General features: G+C 66.3%; 13 protein-coding genes. All 13 read left to right on the top strand.

From position 1 onward, the window contains the following. Positions 1 to 140: 140 nt before the first annotated feature. The 13 genes from ACZ9BC_RS00945 (at position 141) to ACZ9BC_RS00885 (ending at position 16,954) form a co-directional block, all read left to right on the top strand. A complete protein-coding gene (locus ACZ9BC_RS00945) occupies positions 141 to 1,601 on the top strand; it encodes a glycosyltransferase family 87 protein (RefSeq protein WP_476244334.1) in 1,461 nt (486 codons plus the stop codon). Next, positions 1,594 to 3,039 (top strand): phytoene desaturase family protein, encoded by a 1,446-nt coding sequence (locus ACZ9BC_RS00940; RefSeq protein ID WP_476244333.1) that lies wholly within the window; start codon positions 1,594 to 1,596, stop codon positions 3,037 to 3,039. Before ACZ9BC_RS00945 ends, ACZ9BC_RS00940 begins: the two co-directional genes overlap by 8 nt. A gap of 73 nt (positions 3,040 to 3,112) precedes the next feature. Then, positions 3,113 to 5,101 (top strand): penicillin-binding transpeptidase domain-containing protein, encoded by a 1,989-nt coding sequence (locus ACZ9BC_RS00935; RefSeq protein ID WP_476244332.1) that lies wholly within the window; start codon positions 3,113 to 3,115, stop codon positions 5,099 to 5,101. A gap of 37 nt (positions 5,102 to 5,138) precedes the next feature. Then, complete coding sequence (locus ACZ9BC_RS00930) at positions 5,139 to 6,821, top strand: ATP-binding cassette domain-containing protein (protein ID WP_476244331.1); 1,683 nt, start codon at positions 5,139 to 5,141, stop codon at positions 6,819 to 6,821. Between the two features lie 140 nt (positions 6,822 to 6,961). Beyond that, positions 6,962 to 7,735 (top strand): DeoR/GlpR family DNA-binding transcription regulator, encoded by a 774-nt coding sequence (locus ACZ9BC_RS00925; protein WP_476244330.1) that lies wholly within the window; start codon positions 6,962 to 6,964, stop codon positions 7,733 to 7,735. Further along, positions 7,732 to 8,943, top strand: coding sequence for an MFS transporter (locus tag ACZ9BC_RS00920; RefSeq protein WP_476244329.1), 1,212 nt, complete (start codon positions 7,732 to 7,734; stop codon positions 8,941 to 8,943). The genes ACZ9BC_RS00925 and ACZ9BC_RS00920 overlap by 4 nt, the downstream gene beginning before the upstream one ends. Before the next feature lie 147 nt (positions 8,944 to 9,090). Then, positions 9,091 to 10,587: a bifunctional phosphatase PAP2/diacylglycerol kinase family protein gene (locus ACZ9BC_RS00915; RefSeq protein ID WP_476244328.1), complete on the top strand. Its 1,497-nt coding sequence runs from the start codon at positions 9,091 to 9,093 to the stop codon at positions 10,585 to 10,587. Positions 10,588 to 10,757: 170 nt separating this feature from the next. Next, positions 10,758 to 11,705 carry an ABC transporter ATP-binding protein gene (locus ACZ9BC_RS00910; protein ID WP_079597920.1) on the top strand — a complete coding sequence of 316 codons (948 nt, stop codon included), beginning with the start codon at positions 10,758 to 10,760 and terminating at the stop codon, positions 11,703 to 11,705. 5 nt (positions 11,706 to 11,710) lie between these two features. Further along, positions 11,711 to 12,607 carry an ABC transporter permease gene (locus tag ACZ9BC_RS00905; protein WP_476244327.1) on the top strand — a complete coding sequence of 299 codons (897 nt, stop codon included), beginning with the start codon at positions 11,711 to 11,713 and terminating at the stop codon, positions 12,605 to 12,607. 5 nt (positions 12,608 to 12,612) lie between these two features. Next, complete coding sequence (locus ACZ9BC_RS00900) at positions 12,613 to 13,971, top strand: sensor histidine kinase (protein ID WP_476244326.1); 1,359 nt, start codon at positions 12,613 to 12,615, stop codon at positions 13,969 to 13,971. Next, positions 13,968 to 14,660 carry a response regulator gene (locus ACZ9BC_RS00895; protein ID WP_476244325.1) on the top strand — a complete coding sequence of 231 codons (693 nt, stop codon included), beginning with the start codon at positions 13,968 to 13,970 and terminating at the stop codon, positions 14,658 to 14,660. Before ACZ9BC_RS00900 ends, ACZ9BC_RS00895 begins: the two co-directional genes overlap by 4 nt. Positions 14,661 to 14,724: 64 nt before the next feature. Continuing rightward, the gene (locus tag ACZ9BC_RS00890) at positions 14,725 to 15,642 is read left to right on the top strand and encodes an intradiol ring-cleavage dioxygenase (protein ID WP_476244324.1); all 918 of its coding nucleotides are present in this window, start codon (positions 14,725 to 14,727) and stop codon (positions 15,640 to 15,642) included. 10 nt (positions 15,643 to 15,652) lie between these two features. Then, the gene (locus ACZ9BC_RS00885; RefSeq protein WP_476244323.1) at positions 15,653 to 16,954 is read left to right on the top strand and encodes a M18 family aminopeptidase; all 1,302 of its coding nucleotides are present in this window, start codon (positions 15,653 to 15,655) and stop codon (positions 16,952 to 16,954) included. Positions 16,955 to 17,374: the final 420 nt, after the last annotated feature.

The raw sequence follows: 17,374 nt of genomic DNA, 5'->3' as shown, positions 1-17,374 counted from the left end.
CCCTGCGGCAAGCAGCCGTACATTCGTTCACGATTGGAAGGACAATTGCCGGGAAAATGCTTCCCGGCACACCTTGCGACGATACAGGCCGTTCCGACGTTGAACCTCATCCTGGCACTCACACCGGTAAGCTCAACTCCATGGAGGAGACCCAGCCCCCGGGGCGCCGAGGACGGTCCCGACTGGTGGTTCCCAGCCGCAGCGACATGCTGCTGCGGAACTTCACGGAAGTCATTGGCGGTCCGCTGGGCCGCAGATCGGACCCCGGCGTTATTTCACCCGGGATATTCACCGTGGAACGGGTCCTGATCCTCCTCACCCTTGCCGCCGCGCTCGTCGGCGTCCTGCTTAAAGGCTATTGCCGTGCCAATGGCTGGGAGTCCCCCACGCAGTTCTACGCCACCTGCTATTCGGATTTTCCGGAGCTTTTCTCACACCGCGGTCTGGCTGAGGGAGGCTTTCCCATTCTCACCAGCCAGTTCGAATATCCCGTCCTTGCAGGACTGATCGCCGGGCTGACGGCGTGGCTGGTCCCGGGAACCGGCGTGACGGAGGGACGGGTCCTGGCCTATTTCGACATCAACGCGGCACTGTTGGCAGGGGCGGCCATGATCGCCGTCCTGGCAACAGCGAGGATGTCCGCCCGCCGGCCCTGGGACGCCGCGATGGTGGCCCTGGCCCCGGGGATCATTCTCGCGGGCACCGTGAATTGGGATCTGTGGACGGTTTGCCTGCTCGCTGTGGCCATGTACTTTTTCGCGCAGCAGCGGCTGGTGCCGGCCGGGATCCTGATCGGACTCGCCACGGCCACCAACCTGTACCCGTTGCTGCTCCTGGTAGCCATCCTGCTGCTCGCCCTTCGCACCGGCCGGCTGCGCGCCCTGCTGGTCACGGGCGGGGCGGCGGCCGGCAGTTGGATTGCAGTGAACCTGCCGTTCGCGGCCACAAACTTTGACGGCTGGGCCTACTATTTCCGGTTCACGGCTGACCGCGATGCCGGCTACAGTTCGCCTTGGTTCGCCTACAACCTGGTGGCAGGCAGGCTGCGCTGGCCAGAGCTGAGTCCGGCCGCTGTGGACGTGCTCTCGTCCGCACTCCTGGTGGTGGCATGTGCCGCCATTGCCGTTGTTGCCCTTAGCGCTCCCCGGCGGCCCCGCCTTGCCCAGGTGGCCTTCCTTCTGGTGGCCGCCTTCATCCTCACCAACAAGGCGTATTCCCCGCAGTTTGTGGTGTGGCTGATCCCGCTCCTGGCGCTGGCGCGGCCCCGGTGGCGCGACTTCCTCGTCTGGCAGGGGATCGAGGGCCTGCATTGGGCCGCCGTGTGGATGTACCTTGGACAGGTGACCAGCGCAGGCTCCTCCCAGCACAACCTGGATATGCCCTACTACGTCCTCACCGTGGCTGCCCACATGTTGGCGGTGGCCTATCTCATGGCCCGCGTTACCTGGGACATCTATGACCCGAACTATGATCCCATCCGGCGCCACCACACCGATGATCCCCATGGCGGGCCCTTTGCCGGCGCGCCGGACAGGATTCGGTTGAGCCTGCGCCGGCCGGCGGATTCACTCCTGCCCTGGAAGGAGCCTTCGAATGCCTGAAGTTGTGGTGGTGGGAGCCGGCCCCAACGGGCTGGCGGCAGCGGCAGTCATGGCCCGCGCCGGACTTTCGGTGGAGGTCTTCGAGGCAGCCGCTTCCATCGGCGGCGGGACACGAACCACCGAACTGATGCAGCCCGGCCACTTCCACGATGTCTGCTCGGCTGTCCATCCGATGGCCCTCGCCTCACCCTTCTTCCGGGCATTCGAACTGGCCCGCCGGGTGGAAATGGTCACCCCGGACATCTCCTACGGTTCGCCGCTGGACGGCGGACGCGCCGCCCTGGCCTACCGGTCCCTCGACCGGACGGCAGCGGAACTCGGGCGGGACGGCGCCGCCTATCGCAGGCTCATGGCGCCTCTGGTCCGGAACGTGGACGGGATCATGGACTTCACGCAGAACCAGCTCTTCCGGATTCCGCGCAGCCCTGCAGCCGCCGGTATTTTTGGGCTGCGGACCCTGGAACAGGGGACGGGGGCCTGGAACGCCAGGTTCCGCGAGGAGTACGCCCCCGCCCTGCTCACCGGGGTTGCCGCCCACGCCATCTCCCGCCAGCCCTCCCTCGCCGGCGCCGGCGCCGGACTCATGCTGGGCGCCCTCGGGCATGCGCAGGGATGGCCCATTCCGTTGGGAGGCTCCGCTTCAATCGCTGCCGCACTTGCCGAGGACGTTAAGGCGCACGGCGGCGCCATCCATACGAACACTCCGATAGACAGGCTTGCAGACCTTCCCCCTGCCAAGGCCACGCTGCTCAACGTATCGCCGCGCGGACTGGTCGCCATGGCCGGTCAGTCGTTGCCGGACGGCTACCGGCGGGCAATGGAGTCATTCCGCTACGGAAACGGCTCGTGCAAGGTGGACTTCATCCTGTCCGGGCCCGTTCCGTGGCAGGCGCCCGAACTGGCCGACGCCGGCACGGTCCATGTGGGCGGTACCAGGAGCGACCTGGCCCACTCAGAGAATGAGGTGAACGCCGGCCGCCATCCGGAACGGCCGTACGTCCTGGTGGCACAGCCCTCACGGTTCGACGCCGGGCGGGCGCCGGCAGGGCACCACACTGTGTGGACCTACTGCCATGTTCCGGCGGGTTCAACCAAGGACATGACCAAGGCCATCACCGCACAGCTGGAGCGCTACGCGCCGGGCTTCCGCGACCTCATAGTGCAGACGAATGCGGTCACCGCCGCTGGATTGGCCGAGTACAACCGGAACTACATTGGCGGTGATTTCAGCGTGGGGACCATGGACCTGCGGGGCCTGGTCCAGAGGCCGGTGGTTTCCCGTACGCCGTGGCGCACCCCCTTGCACGGCGTGTACCTTTGTTCGTCCTCCACTCCGCCGGGTCCGGGGGTCACCGGAATGCCCGGACTGCACGCTGCGACACATGCCCTCAAGGACATATTCGGGATGGGAGTGCCGGCGCTGGGAATGTCGGCTTAGGGAGGAAAGTGAGCCGAAAGGCACCGTCGCAATGTGGGCAAAAGGAGTGGCAAAACCGGGGCATAATGGCGCGATGGGGAAAAAAACAAAAATTTCGGTAGCCGTAGCTGCGCTCATTCTCGGAACATCGCTGGTGGCGTGCGACGACGGCCGCAGCGGTGCCGAAGCAGCCGCCACACAGCTGGCCACCGCCGTATCTGGCCTGGATATCGCGTCGGTGGAGTTCGACGGCAAGGATGCTGGAGCTGCCAACGACCAGCTCAAGAACGTTTTTGCTGCCCTTGATCCGCAAAAGCCCACCGTCGAAGCCGGCGAACTTACCCTGGACGGGGACAACGCGTCGTCGCCCCTGAACTACACCTGGTCCTTCGGTGACGCGCAGTGGAAGTACACGGTGTCGGCCAAATTCAAGAAATCCGGCGACAAGTGGCTCACGGTCTGGGATCCAGCCCTCCTGGCTCCGGGCCTCGCGGATTCCGAAATCCTGACCAAGGGCGCCCAGTCGCCGCAGCGCGCCGACATCCTCGGTGCCGGCGACGTCCCGCTGGTCACGTACCGCCCCGTGGTGAACGTAGGTATCGACAAGCCGCAGCTGGGTGCCGCCGACCCTGCCGATTCAGCCGGAAAACTGGCCGCTTTGGTGGGCGTCGATCCCGCCGGATACGTGGAGCAGGTCAAGGCATCCGGTGCCTCGGCCTTCGTGCCGGCAATCACCCTGCGTGAAGAGGGCCGGACCATCACGAATGAGCAGATTGCCGCGATCCCGGGCGCGCGGGCCATTCCAGCCTCCATGCCGCTGGCGCCCAGCCGGACTTTTGCCCGCGCTGTGCTCGGCTCCGTTGGCGAGGCGACCGCTGAGCAGATCGAAGCTTCGGAAGGAGCGTTGACGGCGGGCGATGTGACGGGCATCGGAGGCCTGCAGCAACAGTACGACGAGCAGCTGAGGGGGACGGACGCCGTCGTCATCCGCGCCCAGCGTGCGGACCTGACCCGCGAACAGATCCAGTCGTCAGCCACCGACCCCAGGCGCGTGCTTTTTGAGGTGGCGCCTACCCCGGGGACGCCCCTGAAGACCACCCTGGACCCGGGGCTGCAGACGCTCGCCGAAAGCACCCTGGAAAAAGTGGGTCCCGCCTCCGCCATCGTGGCCCTGCGCCCCTCCACCGGGGCGGTCCTTGCGGCCGCCTCCGGGCCGGGCAGCAACGGCTACAACACGGCAATGCTGGGGCAGTACGCCCCGGGCTCGATCTTCAAAATGGTGGACTCGCTGGCGATGTTCCGCAACGGCCTGACTCCCGAATCCAAGGTTGAATGCACGCCCACCCTCACGGTGGACGGACGGACGTTCAAGAATGCGGAGGGGTATCCCGAGGGTTCCCTCGGTTCCGTCAGCCTCCGCGATGCCTTCGCCCATTCCTGCAACACAGCCTTTATTGCCGCGCGTGACAAGGTCTCGCAGGGGCAGCTCGAAGCGGCGGCCATGGCCATGGGCCTCGCCGTGGAGGCGCCCGCACTCGGGGCTGAGGCATTCCTCGGTTCCGTCCCCGCCGAAGCAGCCGGAACCGAGCATGCCGCCTCCATGATCGGCCAGGGCAAGGTACTTCTGTCACCGTTGGCAGCGGCGATGATGGCCGGTTCCGTGGCCAAGGGGGCGCCTGTCTCGCCGCAGCTGGTCCTGAACCCCGACGGCGGTGCTGCCGCTGCCGGGACCACCAGCGGGTCCACAGCTCCGGCCGCCCAGCCGTCTGCGACGGCCACGGCCGAAGCACCCTCGACGGCGTCCGGCCAGCCGATCACGGCGGCCGAGGCCGCCTCCCTCGCGGACATGATGCGCGCCGTGGTCACCTCCGGACACGCCGGGTTCCTCGCGTCCGTTCCCGGCGAGCCCGTGGGTGCCAAGACCGGCACCGCCGAGTTCGGCAAAGAGAATCCGCCCAAGACCCACGCCTGGATTGTGGCCGTGCACGGAGACCTTGCCGTGGCCGTCTTCGTGGAGGACGGCGGCCTGGGAGCAACAACCTCAGGGCCGCTGCTGAAGGAGTTCCTCACCGCCGCCGGCTGACGGTCAACCCGACGGGCCGCGTGGGAAGATGGACTGCGTGGCCCATATTGACGTTTCCGGTATTGATTACTTCCTCTCCGACGGCACGCAGCTGCTGAACGGGGTGACCTTCAAGGTTCCGGATGGCACCAAGACGGCGCTGATCGGACCCAACGGGACGGGAAAAACCACTCTTTTCCGGATCATCGCCGGCGACCTCACCCCGGACGAGGGCGTCATCGGACGGTCCGGAAACATGGGGATCATGCGCCAGTTCGTGGGCCAGGTCCGGGACGAATCCACCGTGCGTGACCTGCTCGTGTCCGCAGCACCGCCTGCCTTGGCTGCCGCCGCCCGCGAGGTTGACCAGGCCGAACTGGCCATGATCGAGCACGACGACGAACCCACCCAGATGCGGTACGCGCAGGCCATCGTGGACTGGGGCGACGCCGGAGGCTACGACGTGGAGACCGTCTGGGACGAGGTCTGCATGGCCGCGCTGGGACTCCCCTTTGACCGCGCCCAGCACCGCCCGGCGTCGAGCCTTTCCGGAGGTGAGCAAAAGCGGCTGGTCCTGGAGGCACTCTTCGCCGGGCCGGACGACCTCCTGCTTCTGGACGAACCGGACAACTACCTGGACGTGCCCGGCAAGCGCTGGCTCGAGGACAAGCTCAACGAGTCCAGGAAAACCGTCTTCTTCATCAGCCACGACCGTGAACTGCTGAACAACGCCGCCGGGCGCATCGTGACGCTGGAACCCGGAATCAACGGCGCTGCGGCCTGGATCCACGGCGGCGGATTCGGCTCCTACGTGGACGCGCGCGCTGACCGGAACGCCCGTTTCGAGGAGCTCCGCAAACGCTGGGACGAGGAGCACATCAAGCTCAAGGAACTCGTCAACATGTACAAGAACAAGGCGGCCTTCCGCTCGGACATGGCCAACCGCTACCACGCAGCCCAGACCCGCCTCGCGAAGTTCCTCGAGGTGGGCCCGCCCGAGGCGCTGCCCATTGAGCAGAACGTCCAGATGCGGCTCAAGGGCGGCAGGACTGCCAAACGCGCCATCGTGGCCGAACGGCTGGAACTGACCGGGCTCATGAAGCCGTTCTCCACCGAAGTCTGGTTCGGTGACCGCGTGGGCGTCCTCGGTTCCAACGGCTCGGGCAAGAGCCACTTCCTCCGCCTGCTGGCCACTGGTGGCACCGACCCCGAGCGCGAGCACCTGCCGGTATCCGACGTCGAGATCGCCGAAGTTCCCCACGAGGGCACCGTAAAACTCGGGGCCCGCATCCGGCCGGGCTTCTTTGCCCAGACCCACGTGCGCCCGGATCTCCTGGGCAAGACACTGCTCGAGATCCTGCACCGCGGCGACGAGCACCGTTCCGGTCTTGGCCGTGAGGCCGCCGCCGGGGCATTGGACGGTTACGGGCTGGCCGGACAGTCGGAGCAGAAGTACGAGTCCCTCTCCGGCGGCCAGCAGGCACGGTTCCAGATCCTGCTCCTGCAGCTCAGCGGAGCCACCCTGCTGCTGCTCGACGAACCCACCGACAACCTGGACCTGCACTCCGCGGAGGCGCTGGAGCGGGCCATCGACCACTTTGAGGGCACCGTCCTGGCGGTCACGCACGACCGCTGGTTCGCCCGCACGTTCGACCGCTTCCTGGTGTTCGGCTCCGACGGAAAGGTGTACGAATCAGACGAGCCGGTCTGGGACGAGAAACGGGTTGTGCGCGCCCGCTAACCCCGGACGCTCTCTCACCTTTCGCGGGTTTTCCCGCGACGCTCCATCACCTTATGCGGGTTTGTCCCGAACGCACCCGCAGTGCACGCCGGCTTTGCGCATGTGATGATTAAGTAATCACTGGTTGCTATCATTTGATCATGAAGACGGACGAGCGGCATCGCACCATTGCAGAGCTGCTGCGGAAACGGTCCGAGGTCAGCGTGGATGAGCTGATCCTCGCCTGTGATGCGTCCGGGGCAACGATCCGGCGCGACCTTGAAGTCCTGGCCGCCAACGGTGTCCTGCGGCGCATCCACGGCGGAGCCAGGAGCCTCATCGCGCAGGGCAGGAACCCGGGTTACGGCCAGCGTGAGCTGGAGGACCAGGATGTCAAGAAGCGGATTGCAACGGCAGTAGCGAAGCTTTTGCGGGACGGCGAACACGTCTGGCTGGACAGCGGCAGTACGGCCACCGAGGTGGCACGCGCAGTGGCTGGCAGGGACCTCACGTTGATGCCCATGTCTCTGCGGTCGCTCAATGCTGCAGCCGGTGAGGAAGGCGGTGCCGGGGTGCGGCCATCTCTCCTCTTGCCCGGCGGAAGCCTGATCCCAGGGGAATTGTGCTTCCGGGGACCCCTGGCAGAGTCAAACATCAGGTCCCTGCGCTTTGACACCGCCGTTGTTACGCCCTGTGCAGTGGATTTCCAGGACGGCCTGCTCGCCCATGACCTCGAGGATGCGGCGGTAAAGCGCGCGGGCCTCGAAGCCGGTGCGCGTGTGGTGCTGGCAGCCGCTGCGGCCAAGTGGCACGCACAGGCAAGGGTACTTGTGGCAAGCCTGGAGCGGGTAGATGTCATGGTGACGGACAAAGATTTCAGCGCCGAAGAGCGCGCACAACTCGATAAATACTCAGTGGAAGTAGTGAATGTATGAGCCTGAATACCGGCACGGCACATGAAGCGGGATTAAAGGCAGCAGCGGTGGCCACGTTCGTGGTCTTTGGCATCAACGGCCTGGTCTTCGCCAGCTGGGCTGCACGAATTCCGGCAGTCACCGAAACGCTACAGATCACCTCGGGCCAGATGGGGACGCTCCTGCTGTGCACCGCCGTCGGCTCACTGCTAGCGCTGCCCACGGCCGGCCTGGTGGTGGGCCGGCTGGGAACGGCCAATACTGTCCGTTTAGGCGGTTTGCTGGCTGCCGCCGCGGGTGCTGGCATCGCCCTGTCACTTGCCGTCGCATCGATTCCCGGCACGGCCGTTTCCCTCTTCTTCTTTGGCATCGCCATCGGCCTGTGGGATGTGTCCCAGAACATTGAGGGGGCCGACGTTGAACACAAGATGCGCCGCACCATAATGCCGCAGTTCCACGCGGCCTTCAGCGGCGGCGCCTTCGTGGGCGCGCTCGTCGGCGCGGGCCTGTCAAACCTGGGTGTGGACCTTCCCGTGCACTTGCTGGTTATTGTCGGCATCGTCGTTGTGGTCACCATGATCGCCCCCCGCTACTTCCTGCCCCACATCCCAACTGCCACCCCTGTGGGCGAAGCGACGCCCGCCAAGGGGCCCTCCGCATGGCGGGACAGCCGCACCCTGCTTATTGGTGTTGTGGTCCTGGGGGCGACCCTGACGGAGGGCGCGGGTAACGACTGGATTGCCAAGGCATCGGTCGACGGGCTTGGAACCTCAGAGTCGACCGGTGCCCTGATGTTTGCCCTCTTTGTCCTGGCCATGACAGCCATGCGGTTCTTCGGCGGCCAGGTCATCGACAAGTACGGCCGCGTTGCCGTGCTGCGGGCCAGCATGGCGGCGGCCGCCGCCGGTCTTTGCCTCTTCGTCCTCGCCGGGAACGTATGGCTGGCTGCAGCTGGTGCTGCGCTGTGGGGCGTGGGAGCAGCACTGGCGTTTCCAATGGGGATGTCCGCAGCGGCCGACGACCCGAAGCACGCCGCGGCACGGGTATCCGTTGTATCCACCCTCGGTTATATCTCGTTCCTCGCGGGCCCTCCCCTGCTGGGGTACCTCGGGGACCTCACCGGGATCCACCTGGCGTTGCTTGCGATCCTGGCCCCGATCCTCCTGGCCCTCTTGCTTGCCGGTGCAGCCAAGCCGCTCAAAACGAAGCAGGCGTCTGAAGCCGCGTAAGCCGTCGGACCTGCGAGAGCGTTCCGGGTTTCGCCGCAATAGGTGAGAGAGCGTTGGGGTTTTAAGCCCCAAAGGTGAGAGAGCGTTGGGGTTTGGGGGCCAAAGATGATGGGGCGTCCCTGCCGGCGGTGGCGGTAGGGTGAGGGCATGCAGAGCACATGGCGTAACAGCCATCGATGGATCGGCCGACTGGATAAATACCTCCTAAAGCATGTTTCCGATTTGCCCGGCGGCAACCACGACGACTTCTTCCGCAGGCTCTCGGCTTCGGGCAACCACGGGAAGCTCTGGATTGCGGCGGCCGCAATGATGGCCGCTTTCCCGGGAAAGACCCGCCGGGCAGCCCTGCACGGTTTGCTGGCCCAGGCTGTGGCATCGGCTGTGACCAACGGCGTCTTCAAAACGCTGCTCCCCCGCACCCGGCCGCTGCCGGAGCACCTCCCGGTGTTCAGGTTCGTCCATCCCCAACCCACCAGCTCCTCCATGCCGTCCGGCCATTCGGCGTCAGCGGTGGCGTTTGCCTTGGGAGTAGGGCTGGTGCGGCCCGCCCTGGGGGCCGCCTTGGCGCCGGCAGCCCTGGGGGTGGCCTACTCCCGGGTCCATACCGGCGCGCACTGGCCCTCGGACGTCTTCTTTGGCTCCGCCCTGGGGGCAGGAGCAGCGTTGGTAACCCGCAGGTGGTGGCCGGTCCGTCCACCCTTCCCGCAGCCCGCGCGGACCTGGACGCCTGCGCCCGAAATGCCGGGCGGTGAGGGCCTGAGCATCGTGGTGAACACCCTGGGTGGCTCGTTCAGGGAGGAGACGGCTGCCGCCCTCAAAGAAGTATTCCCGAAGGCGCATGTCAACACCGTTCAGCCCGACCACGACCTGCTGGCGGAAATAGCAGCAACCGCGGACTGGCCGGGCACCCGCGCCCTCGGCGTATGGGGCGGCGACGGCACGGTGGGCGCAGCAGCCGCGGCCGCCGTCGAACGTTCCATCCCCCTCCTGGTCCTGCCGGGCGGAACGCTCAACCACTTTGCCCGCGACGCAGGAACAGGAAGCCTCAAGGAAGCCGTTGCGGCCGCCTCCAGGGGCGAGGCCGCGTTGGCGGACATCGGCATTGTCACGGTGGAGCGCGGGCTGGCGGGACAGCCTGAAGTTGCGGAGCTGATCATGCTGAACACGTCCAGCATCGGCCTCTACCCGGACCTGGTGCGGCGGCGCGAGCAGCTGCAGCCAGCGCTCGGGAAACCGCTCGCCGGGGTTGTGGCGATGATCAGGACCTTCGCCGCGGGGACGCCCGTCACGCTCACGGTGGACGGTGTCCTGCACAAGGTGTGGATCGCCTACGTGGGGCGCGGCCGCTACTACCCCCGGGACCACGCGCCGCTGCTCCGCCCGGTCCTGGACGACGGGCTCCTGGACGTCAGGCTGATCACGGCCGATGAATCGTTCGCGCGGCTCCGGCTCCTGTGGTCGGTGCTGACCGGAACGGTGGCAGGTTCGCGGATCACCCACCTGAGGGAGGCAACCGAGGTCCGCATCGACGCCGGCGGGGCACCCATGGCATTGGCGGTGGACGGCGAGGCCTTGGCCGGTGTGCGCAGCGTGAAGTACAGCGTGGTTCCCCGGGCCCTGTCCTACTACACGCCCCACTCCTAGAAGGGCGCGCCGCCTGTTGGGCTGCCGGTCATCCACGGGGACTACCCTGAGTTGCCCCTGAATCATCCCTGAGACAGGCGAAATGGGGCATCGGCCTCGGTAGCGTAAGGGGTACACCGCGTACCTGAACCCATCCGCAGCCCTGCGCTGCCGTCCAAAGGAACATATCCATGATTGAGGCAAAAGACCTGGCCAAGGTCTATGGCGCGAAAACCGCCGTGGCCGGAGTCAGTTTCACTGTCAGGGCAGGGCAAGTCACCGGCTTCCTGGGCCCCAACGGCGCCGGTAAATCCACCACCATGCGCATGATCATGGGACTGGACCGGCCGACGTCGGGATCCGTCACGGTCAATGGGCTGCCCTACGCGCACCACAAGGCACCGCTCCACGAGGTGGGTGCCCTGCTGGATGCCAAGGCGGTGCACACGGGCCGCAGCGCATACAACCACCTCCTGGCCATGGCTGCCACGCACGGCATCCCCAAGGCGAGGGTCCATGAGGTCATTGAGATGACCGGCCTTGATGCCGTGGCAAAGAAGAAAGCCGGCGGCTTTTCGCTGGGCATGGGCCAGCGGCTGGGCATCGCCGCCGCCCTCCTTGGCGACCCGCAGACGCTCATCCTGGACGAGCCGGTCAACGGACTGGATCCCGAAGGCGTCCTCTGGGTGCGGAACCTGGTCCGGTACCTGGCGAACCAGGGCAAAACCGTCTTCCTCTCCTCGCACCTCATGAGCGAAATGGCCCAAACCGCCGACCACCTGATCGTCATCGGCCGCGGCCGCATCATTGCCGACGCTCCTGTCCAGGAAATCATCGCCGGAACCCGCCAGTCCAGGACGCTGGTCCGCACGGACTCCGCCCCGCAGCTTTCTTCACTGCTGGCAGGAGACGGCGTCACCGTGGACCAAAGCGAACCGGAGACCCTGACGGTGACCGGCATCGGGCCGCGTGAGATCGCGGAGGTGGCGCTCCGCAACGGCGTCCTGGTGTATGAACTCACGCCGCAGGTTTCGAGCCTGGAAGACGCCTACTTCGACCTCACCAAGGATGAAGTTGAATACCACTCGCACCTGACCGGAGGGCCTGCGCTGGCCTCCCCGGCGACGGCAGGAAAGTAAGGACCATGAGCACACAAACACCAACCGCTGACGCCCCCGCCCGTTCTTCAGCAGGCTCCCACGGCGTCACTTTCGGCGGCGTACTCCGGTCCGAATGGATCAAACTCTGGTCCCTGATGTCCACCCGCATCCTGCTGCTGCTCACGCTGGTGGCCATCGTGGGCGTGGGCGCCCTGGCCGTCCTGATCCGCTACACATTCCTGGACGAGATGATCCGCAATGCCAGGGACCAGGGCCAGACCCTGACCCCGGAAATGTTGGAACAGACGTTCCCGCCGGGATCCGGATTCGACCTCTACAACCTGCCCAACGCCGGCCTGCAGATCGGTATCCTGGTCCTCGGATCCCTGGCGGTGCTGTTCATGTCCTCCGAATACGCCACGGGCATGATCCGTTCCACCATTAATGCCGTTCCGCGCCGCACACCGGCCTTCATGGCCAAGGCCATCATTCTTGCCGTGATCTCGTACGTCATCACCACCATCGCGGGCGTGGCCACGTTCCTGATCGCCATGCCGGTGTTCCAGGGCATCGGCTTCGACCTGGACTGGTCCACCGACGGTGTGCTCTACAGCATCTTCACCGGTGGCCTCTATGTGGCGGGCGTTGCCCTGATCGGACTCTCGCTGGGAACCCTGCTGCGGAACTCGGCCGGCGGCATCACAGTCCTGGTGGGCATCTTCTTCGTCCTGTCCATCGCCGCGAGTTTCCTCACGCTCATTCCCGGTGACTTCTGGAAGTACGTCCCGCAGTACATTCCCAGCGACGCCGGCGGACGGTTCCTGTCCATTGGCCATACGGACGGCGTGATCGATCCATGGCAGGGCGGCCTGATCTTCCTGGGTTACGTGCTGCTGTTCCTGATTCCGGCCATGATCGTGCTGAAGAAACGCGACGTCTGACCCGTATGAACCAGGGGGGACCAGCACTGGACGCGGCAGCCGGACAGGCTGACGCGTCCTTTGCCGAACTGACGGCCCGCCGCCGGGGACTTGTCCGGCGGTATCTCTATCAGCACCCCCGCGTCATGGATGCGGTGGTGGCGCTGGGTTATGCACTGCTGGTGACGCCGACAGTGGTTGATGCCGTCATCTCCGGCAACTGGCCCGCGGCAGCCCTGCTGGCGGCGGTGGCGGCAGCGATGTTCCTTCGCCGGGCCCGCCCGGTAGGCCTGGTGGCCTTCGTGGCGGTGGTGGAGGTGGCCGTTACGCTGCTGCATCCCTGGGGCTCCAATGTCTCCGCCGGGCTGTGGTTCTCGCTGTATGCCGTGGCCGTGGTCCACACCCGCCGGTTCGCGCTGATCACCATGGCGGTGGCCACCGCGCCGCTGGCCCTCCTCTATCTGCTGGCCGCCGTGGGTACCCACACCCACCCCATGGAAAGCTCCTTCGTCCACGACGCGGGCGCCAACCCGGGCGACTTCAACCTTCTGGCCAGCATTGCCACCGGTGCCAGCATCGCGCTGTCCAACGTCATCGCCACCGGCATCGGCATCGGCGTGAAGCAACGGCGGGAACATGAGCAGGAGGTGGCGGCCTGGGCGGCACGGACAGCCCGCCTGGCCTCGGTCAACGAACGGAACCGGATTGCCCGGGAAATGCACGACGTCGTTGCCCACTCGCTGACGGTGATGATCAGCCTGTCGGACGGGGCCGCCGTCGTAGTCCGGAAAGACCCGGGACACGCCGGAGACGTGCTGGGCGAGTTGTCCCGAACGGGCCGCACAGCCCTTGCCGACATGCGGCGAGTGCTGGGCGTCCTCCGGGATGACGCCGGCGCAACCGCCCCCAGGCTGCCGATTGCCGCCGGGAACAGCCTGGCCAAGCTGCTGGACGGATTCCGCACGGCCGGGCTGCCGCTGCATTACTCCCACAGTGGCCCGGCGTTGCCCGATGATGCCGCTTTCCAGCTCACCGTCTACCGGATCGTCCAGGAGTCGCTCACCAACGTGCTCCGCTACGCCAGGTCCCTGGGCCGGGTGGACGTCAGCATCGTCCGTTCCGGTTCCACGGTCACCATTGAAGTGCTCGACGACGGCGCGGGGGTTCCGGGGCAGCAGGCCAGTGAGGGAGGCGGCGTCCAGGGCGGCTCCTATGGGACCGGCCAGGGACTGGCAGGGATGGCGGAGCGTGCGCGCATTTACGCCGGCACAGTGGAGGCCGGTCCAACCGGCCGCGGCTGGCGGGTTACCGCCGTGTTGTGCTGGCCGGGCGATGACCAGCCAGAACTCATTCCCTATCCGCACGAACTGCAAGGCAAGGTATGACCGAAAACGCACCGATCACCGTCCTGCTGGTGGATGACCAGCCACTGCTGCGGATGGGTTTCCGCCTGATCCTGGAAGGCGAGGAGGACCTGCGGATTGTGGGTGAGGCGTCCGATGGCACGGAAGCCATCCGGCTGGTGGGCGAGCTTAGCCCGGATGTGGTGCTCATGGACGTCCGGATGCCTGTCCTGGACGGCATCGAGGCAACCCGGGCCATCACCGCCACCGGCTCCTGCGCCCGGATCATCATCCTGACCACCTTCGATGTGGACGAGTATGCCTTCGCCGGTCTCCAGGCAGGTGCGTCCGCTTTCCTCCTGAAGGATGCGGCGCCGTCGGACCTGATCAATGCCGTCCGCGTGGTGGCCAGCGGCGACGCCGTGGTGGCGCCCCGGATTACCCAGCGCCTGCTCGAAACGTACGTCCGCGGCTCGGCCCGGCCGGCACCTGCCGCGCCCGCACCGGACCCCCTGCTGGCAGATCTCACGCCGAGGGAGACGGAAATGCTGGAGGCGATGGCTGAAGGTCTTTCCAATGCTGAAATTGCCCACCGCTACTTCCTGTCCGAGGCCACCGTCAAGACGCATGTCCGCCGGATCCTCACCAAGCTGCACCTCCGGGACCGCGTCCAGGCAGTGGTCTATGCGTATGAGACCGGCCTGGTGGTTCCCAGCAACCCGGACTACTGATACAGATCCATGCACGGCTGATACGGACCTATGCAAGGCACGCGCGGTGGCCTTTGATGGAGTCATGACCACTTTCCGCACGCCCGAAGATCCCGGCGCGGACGCCAGGCAGCCGCATCCGAACCATGACCGGGGACTCGACTTCGACCTGTCAACGATGATGAGCCGCCGTTTCTTTGGGAGGTTCCTTGGCGCGGGCGGCGCCGTGGCAGCCCTTGCTGCCTGCACGCCCGGTGAAGGCACACCAGCCAGCCCGTCGCCGTCGTCCGCTTCCCCCTCCCCGGCCGCCCCGGCACCTGGCGGGATATCCTCCGCTCCGGCCAGCCCCACGGTGACCCGCGCAATCACCGAGTGCGGCGTTGACATCCCAAAGGAAACGGCAGGGCCCTTCCCGGCAGATGGCTCCAACGGACCTGATGCCCTGACATCCTCCGGAGTGGTCCGCCGCGACATCACGCCAAGTTTCGGTGCCTTTTCCGGCAAGGCGGAAGGCGTCCCGCTGACCTTCACCCTGACACTCCTGGACAACGCGGGGGGATGCCGGCCGCTGGCCGGGGCGGCCGTTTACGCCTGGCACTGCGACCGGGACGGGAAGTACTCCATGTACGACTCCGGCCTGGCCAATGAAAACTACCTCCGCGGCGTCCAGGAAGCGGACGCCAACGGTCAGGTCACCTTCACATCGATCTTCCCCGGCGCCTATCCGGGCCGCTGGCCGCACATCCACTTCGAGGTGTTCGAGTCCATGAGCAATGCCACCGCCGCAGGGCAGGTGCTGGCAGTTTCCCAGATTGCCCTCACCCAGGCGGCCTGTGACGACGTTTACGCCACATCCGGATATGAGGGGAGCGTGGCCGCGATGCGTCGCACCACCCTGCAGTCGGACAGCGTCTTTCGGAACGACGGCGGCATCTACCAGCTCGCCACGATGACCGGATCCGCGGCGCAGGGGTACACGGCGGGGCTTAACGTGACCATCTAGACTCGGGAGCATGCCTTTCGATTCCTCCGCCGCAGACCACATCCGGGACCTTGGCGCCTATGTCAGCGCATCGCCGTCGAGCTTTCACGCGGTCCGCGAGGCGGGCCGGCGGCTGGAAGGGGCGGGGTTTACGCGGCTTGATGAGCTGGAGCCGTGGGAGGGCGGGCCGGGCTCGTTCTTCATCATCCGCGACGGCGCCCTGATCGCGTGGGTGGTTCCCGGGGGCGCAGGGCCCACCACCGGATTCAACATCCTGGGGGCCCACACCGATTCGCCGTCCTTCAAGCTCAAACCCAAGCCCACAACCGGCGCCCACGGCTGGCTCCAGGCCGGTGTGGAGGTGTACGGCGGGCCGCTCCTGAACTCCTGGCTTGACCGGGAACTGCAGCTTGCGGGCCGGCTGGTGATGCTGGACGGCACCGAACACCTGACGAAAACCGGTCCCCTGCTCCGGTTTCCGCAGCTGGCCATCCACCTGGACCGGGCCGTCAACGAGGGGCTGACCCTTGATAAGCAGCGGCACATGAACCCGGTATGGGGGCTGGGCAACCCGGCTGATTTTGACCTGCTGGACGTTTTGGCTTCTTCTGTGCCTGATGCTTCCGTGGATCCTGCACGCATTGGCGGGTACGACGTCGTTGTTGCGGATACGCAGGCCCCTGCGGTTTTCGGGGGTTCAGGTGAGTTCTTCGCATCCGGGCGGCTGGACAACCTTTCGTCCACCCATGCGGGGCTTGCTGCGCTGATTTCGCACGCCTCCGGTGGGGCTGCTTCCGGGCCCATCGCCGTCCTTGCCGCCTTTGACCACGAGGAGATCGGCTCCAACTCCCGCTCCGGCGCCTGCGGGCCCATTCTGGAGGATGTCCTGGTGCGCATCTCCGACGGCCTGGGGGCCTCGGTGAGCCAGCGGCGGCAGGCGATGTCGGCGTCGTTCTGCGTCTCGGCAGACGCCGGGCACGCGGTACACCCGAACTATGCGGAACGGCACGACCCCGCCAACCACCCGGTGCTCAACGGAGGGCCGCTGCTGAAGATCAATGCGAACCAGCGGTATGCGACGGACGCGCCCGGCGCCGCGTTCTGGGCCCGGCTCTGCTCTGAGGCCGGCGTGCCGTTCCAGGAATTCGTCTCCAACAACGCAATTCCCTGCGGTTCCACCATCGGTCCGTTGACGGCCACGCGGCTGGGGATCCGTACCGTGGACGTTGGGATTCCTCTGCTGTCCATGCACTCCGCCCGGGAGCTGTGCGGTGTGGAGGATCCGCGGCGGCTTTCGGCCGTGACGGAGCTGTTTTTCCGGACGGCAGCCTAGGGCTCGGCCTGCGGCTCCCGCAAAGTGGGGTGACATGCCAGAGCGTGTCACATGAATGCCGGACGCGGCCTTGGACGGACGGCCCGGCCGCGCGCCTGAAATTTGCAGGTCAAGCCGGTCCCTCGCGGCGGAGCATGAGCCGTCACAACTTCTCCGGCCACGGTGAGTAGCTTGGCGTCCTTTTATTGCAGACACCACCCGGTTGAGTGCGGATAGCCACATAAAGCACCATCCAAACTGATGCGGCTGCGTGCCAGCTGCCCGTACCCCTCGTTCTGCCGCGCCCGCATCTGTGCGCTGTGCTGCCCCGCGATGCTCCCAGAAGGTTCTGCGGCGGCAGGACGAGGCCCTGCCAGCTATTCACGGCCCATCACCCGTGTTCCTGTAGGGGCCGATACCGCAGTTTCCGCAGCTTCCACA

This window comes from Pseudarthrobacter sp. TE3704 (assembly GCF_056279405.1).
Note: the sequence above shows the minus strand (reverse complement) of the source record. Positions and strands in the feature narration are given on the sequence as shown.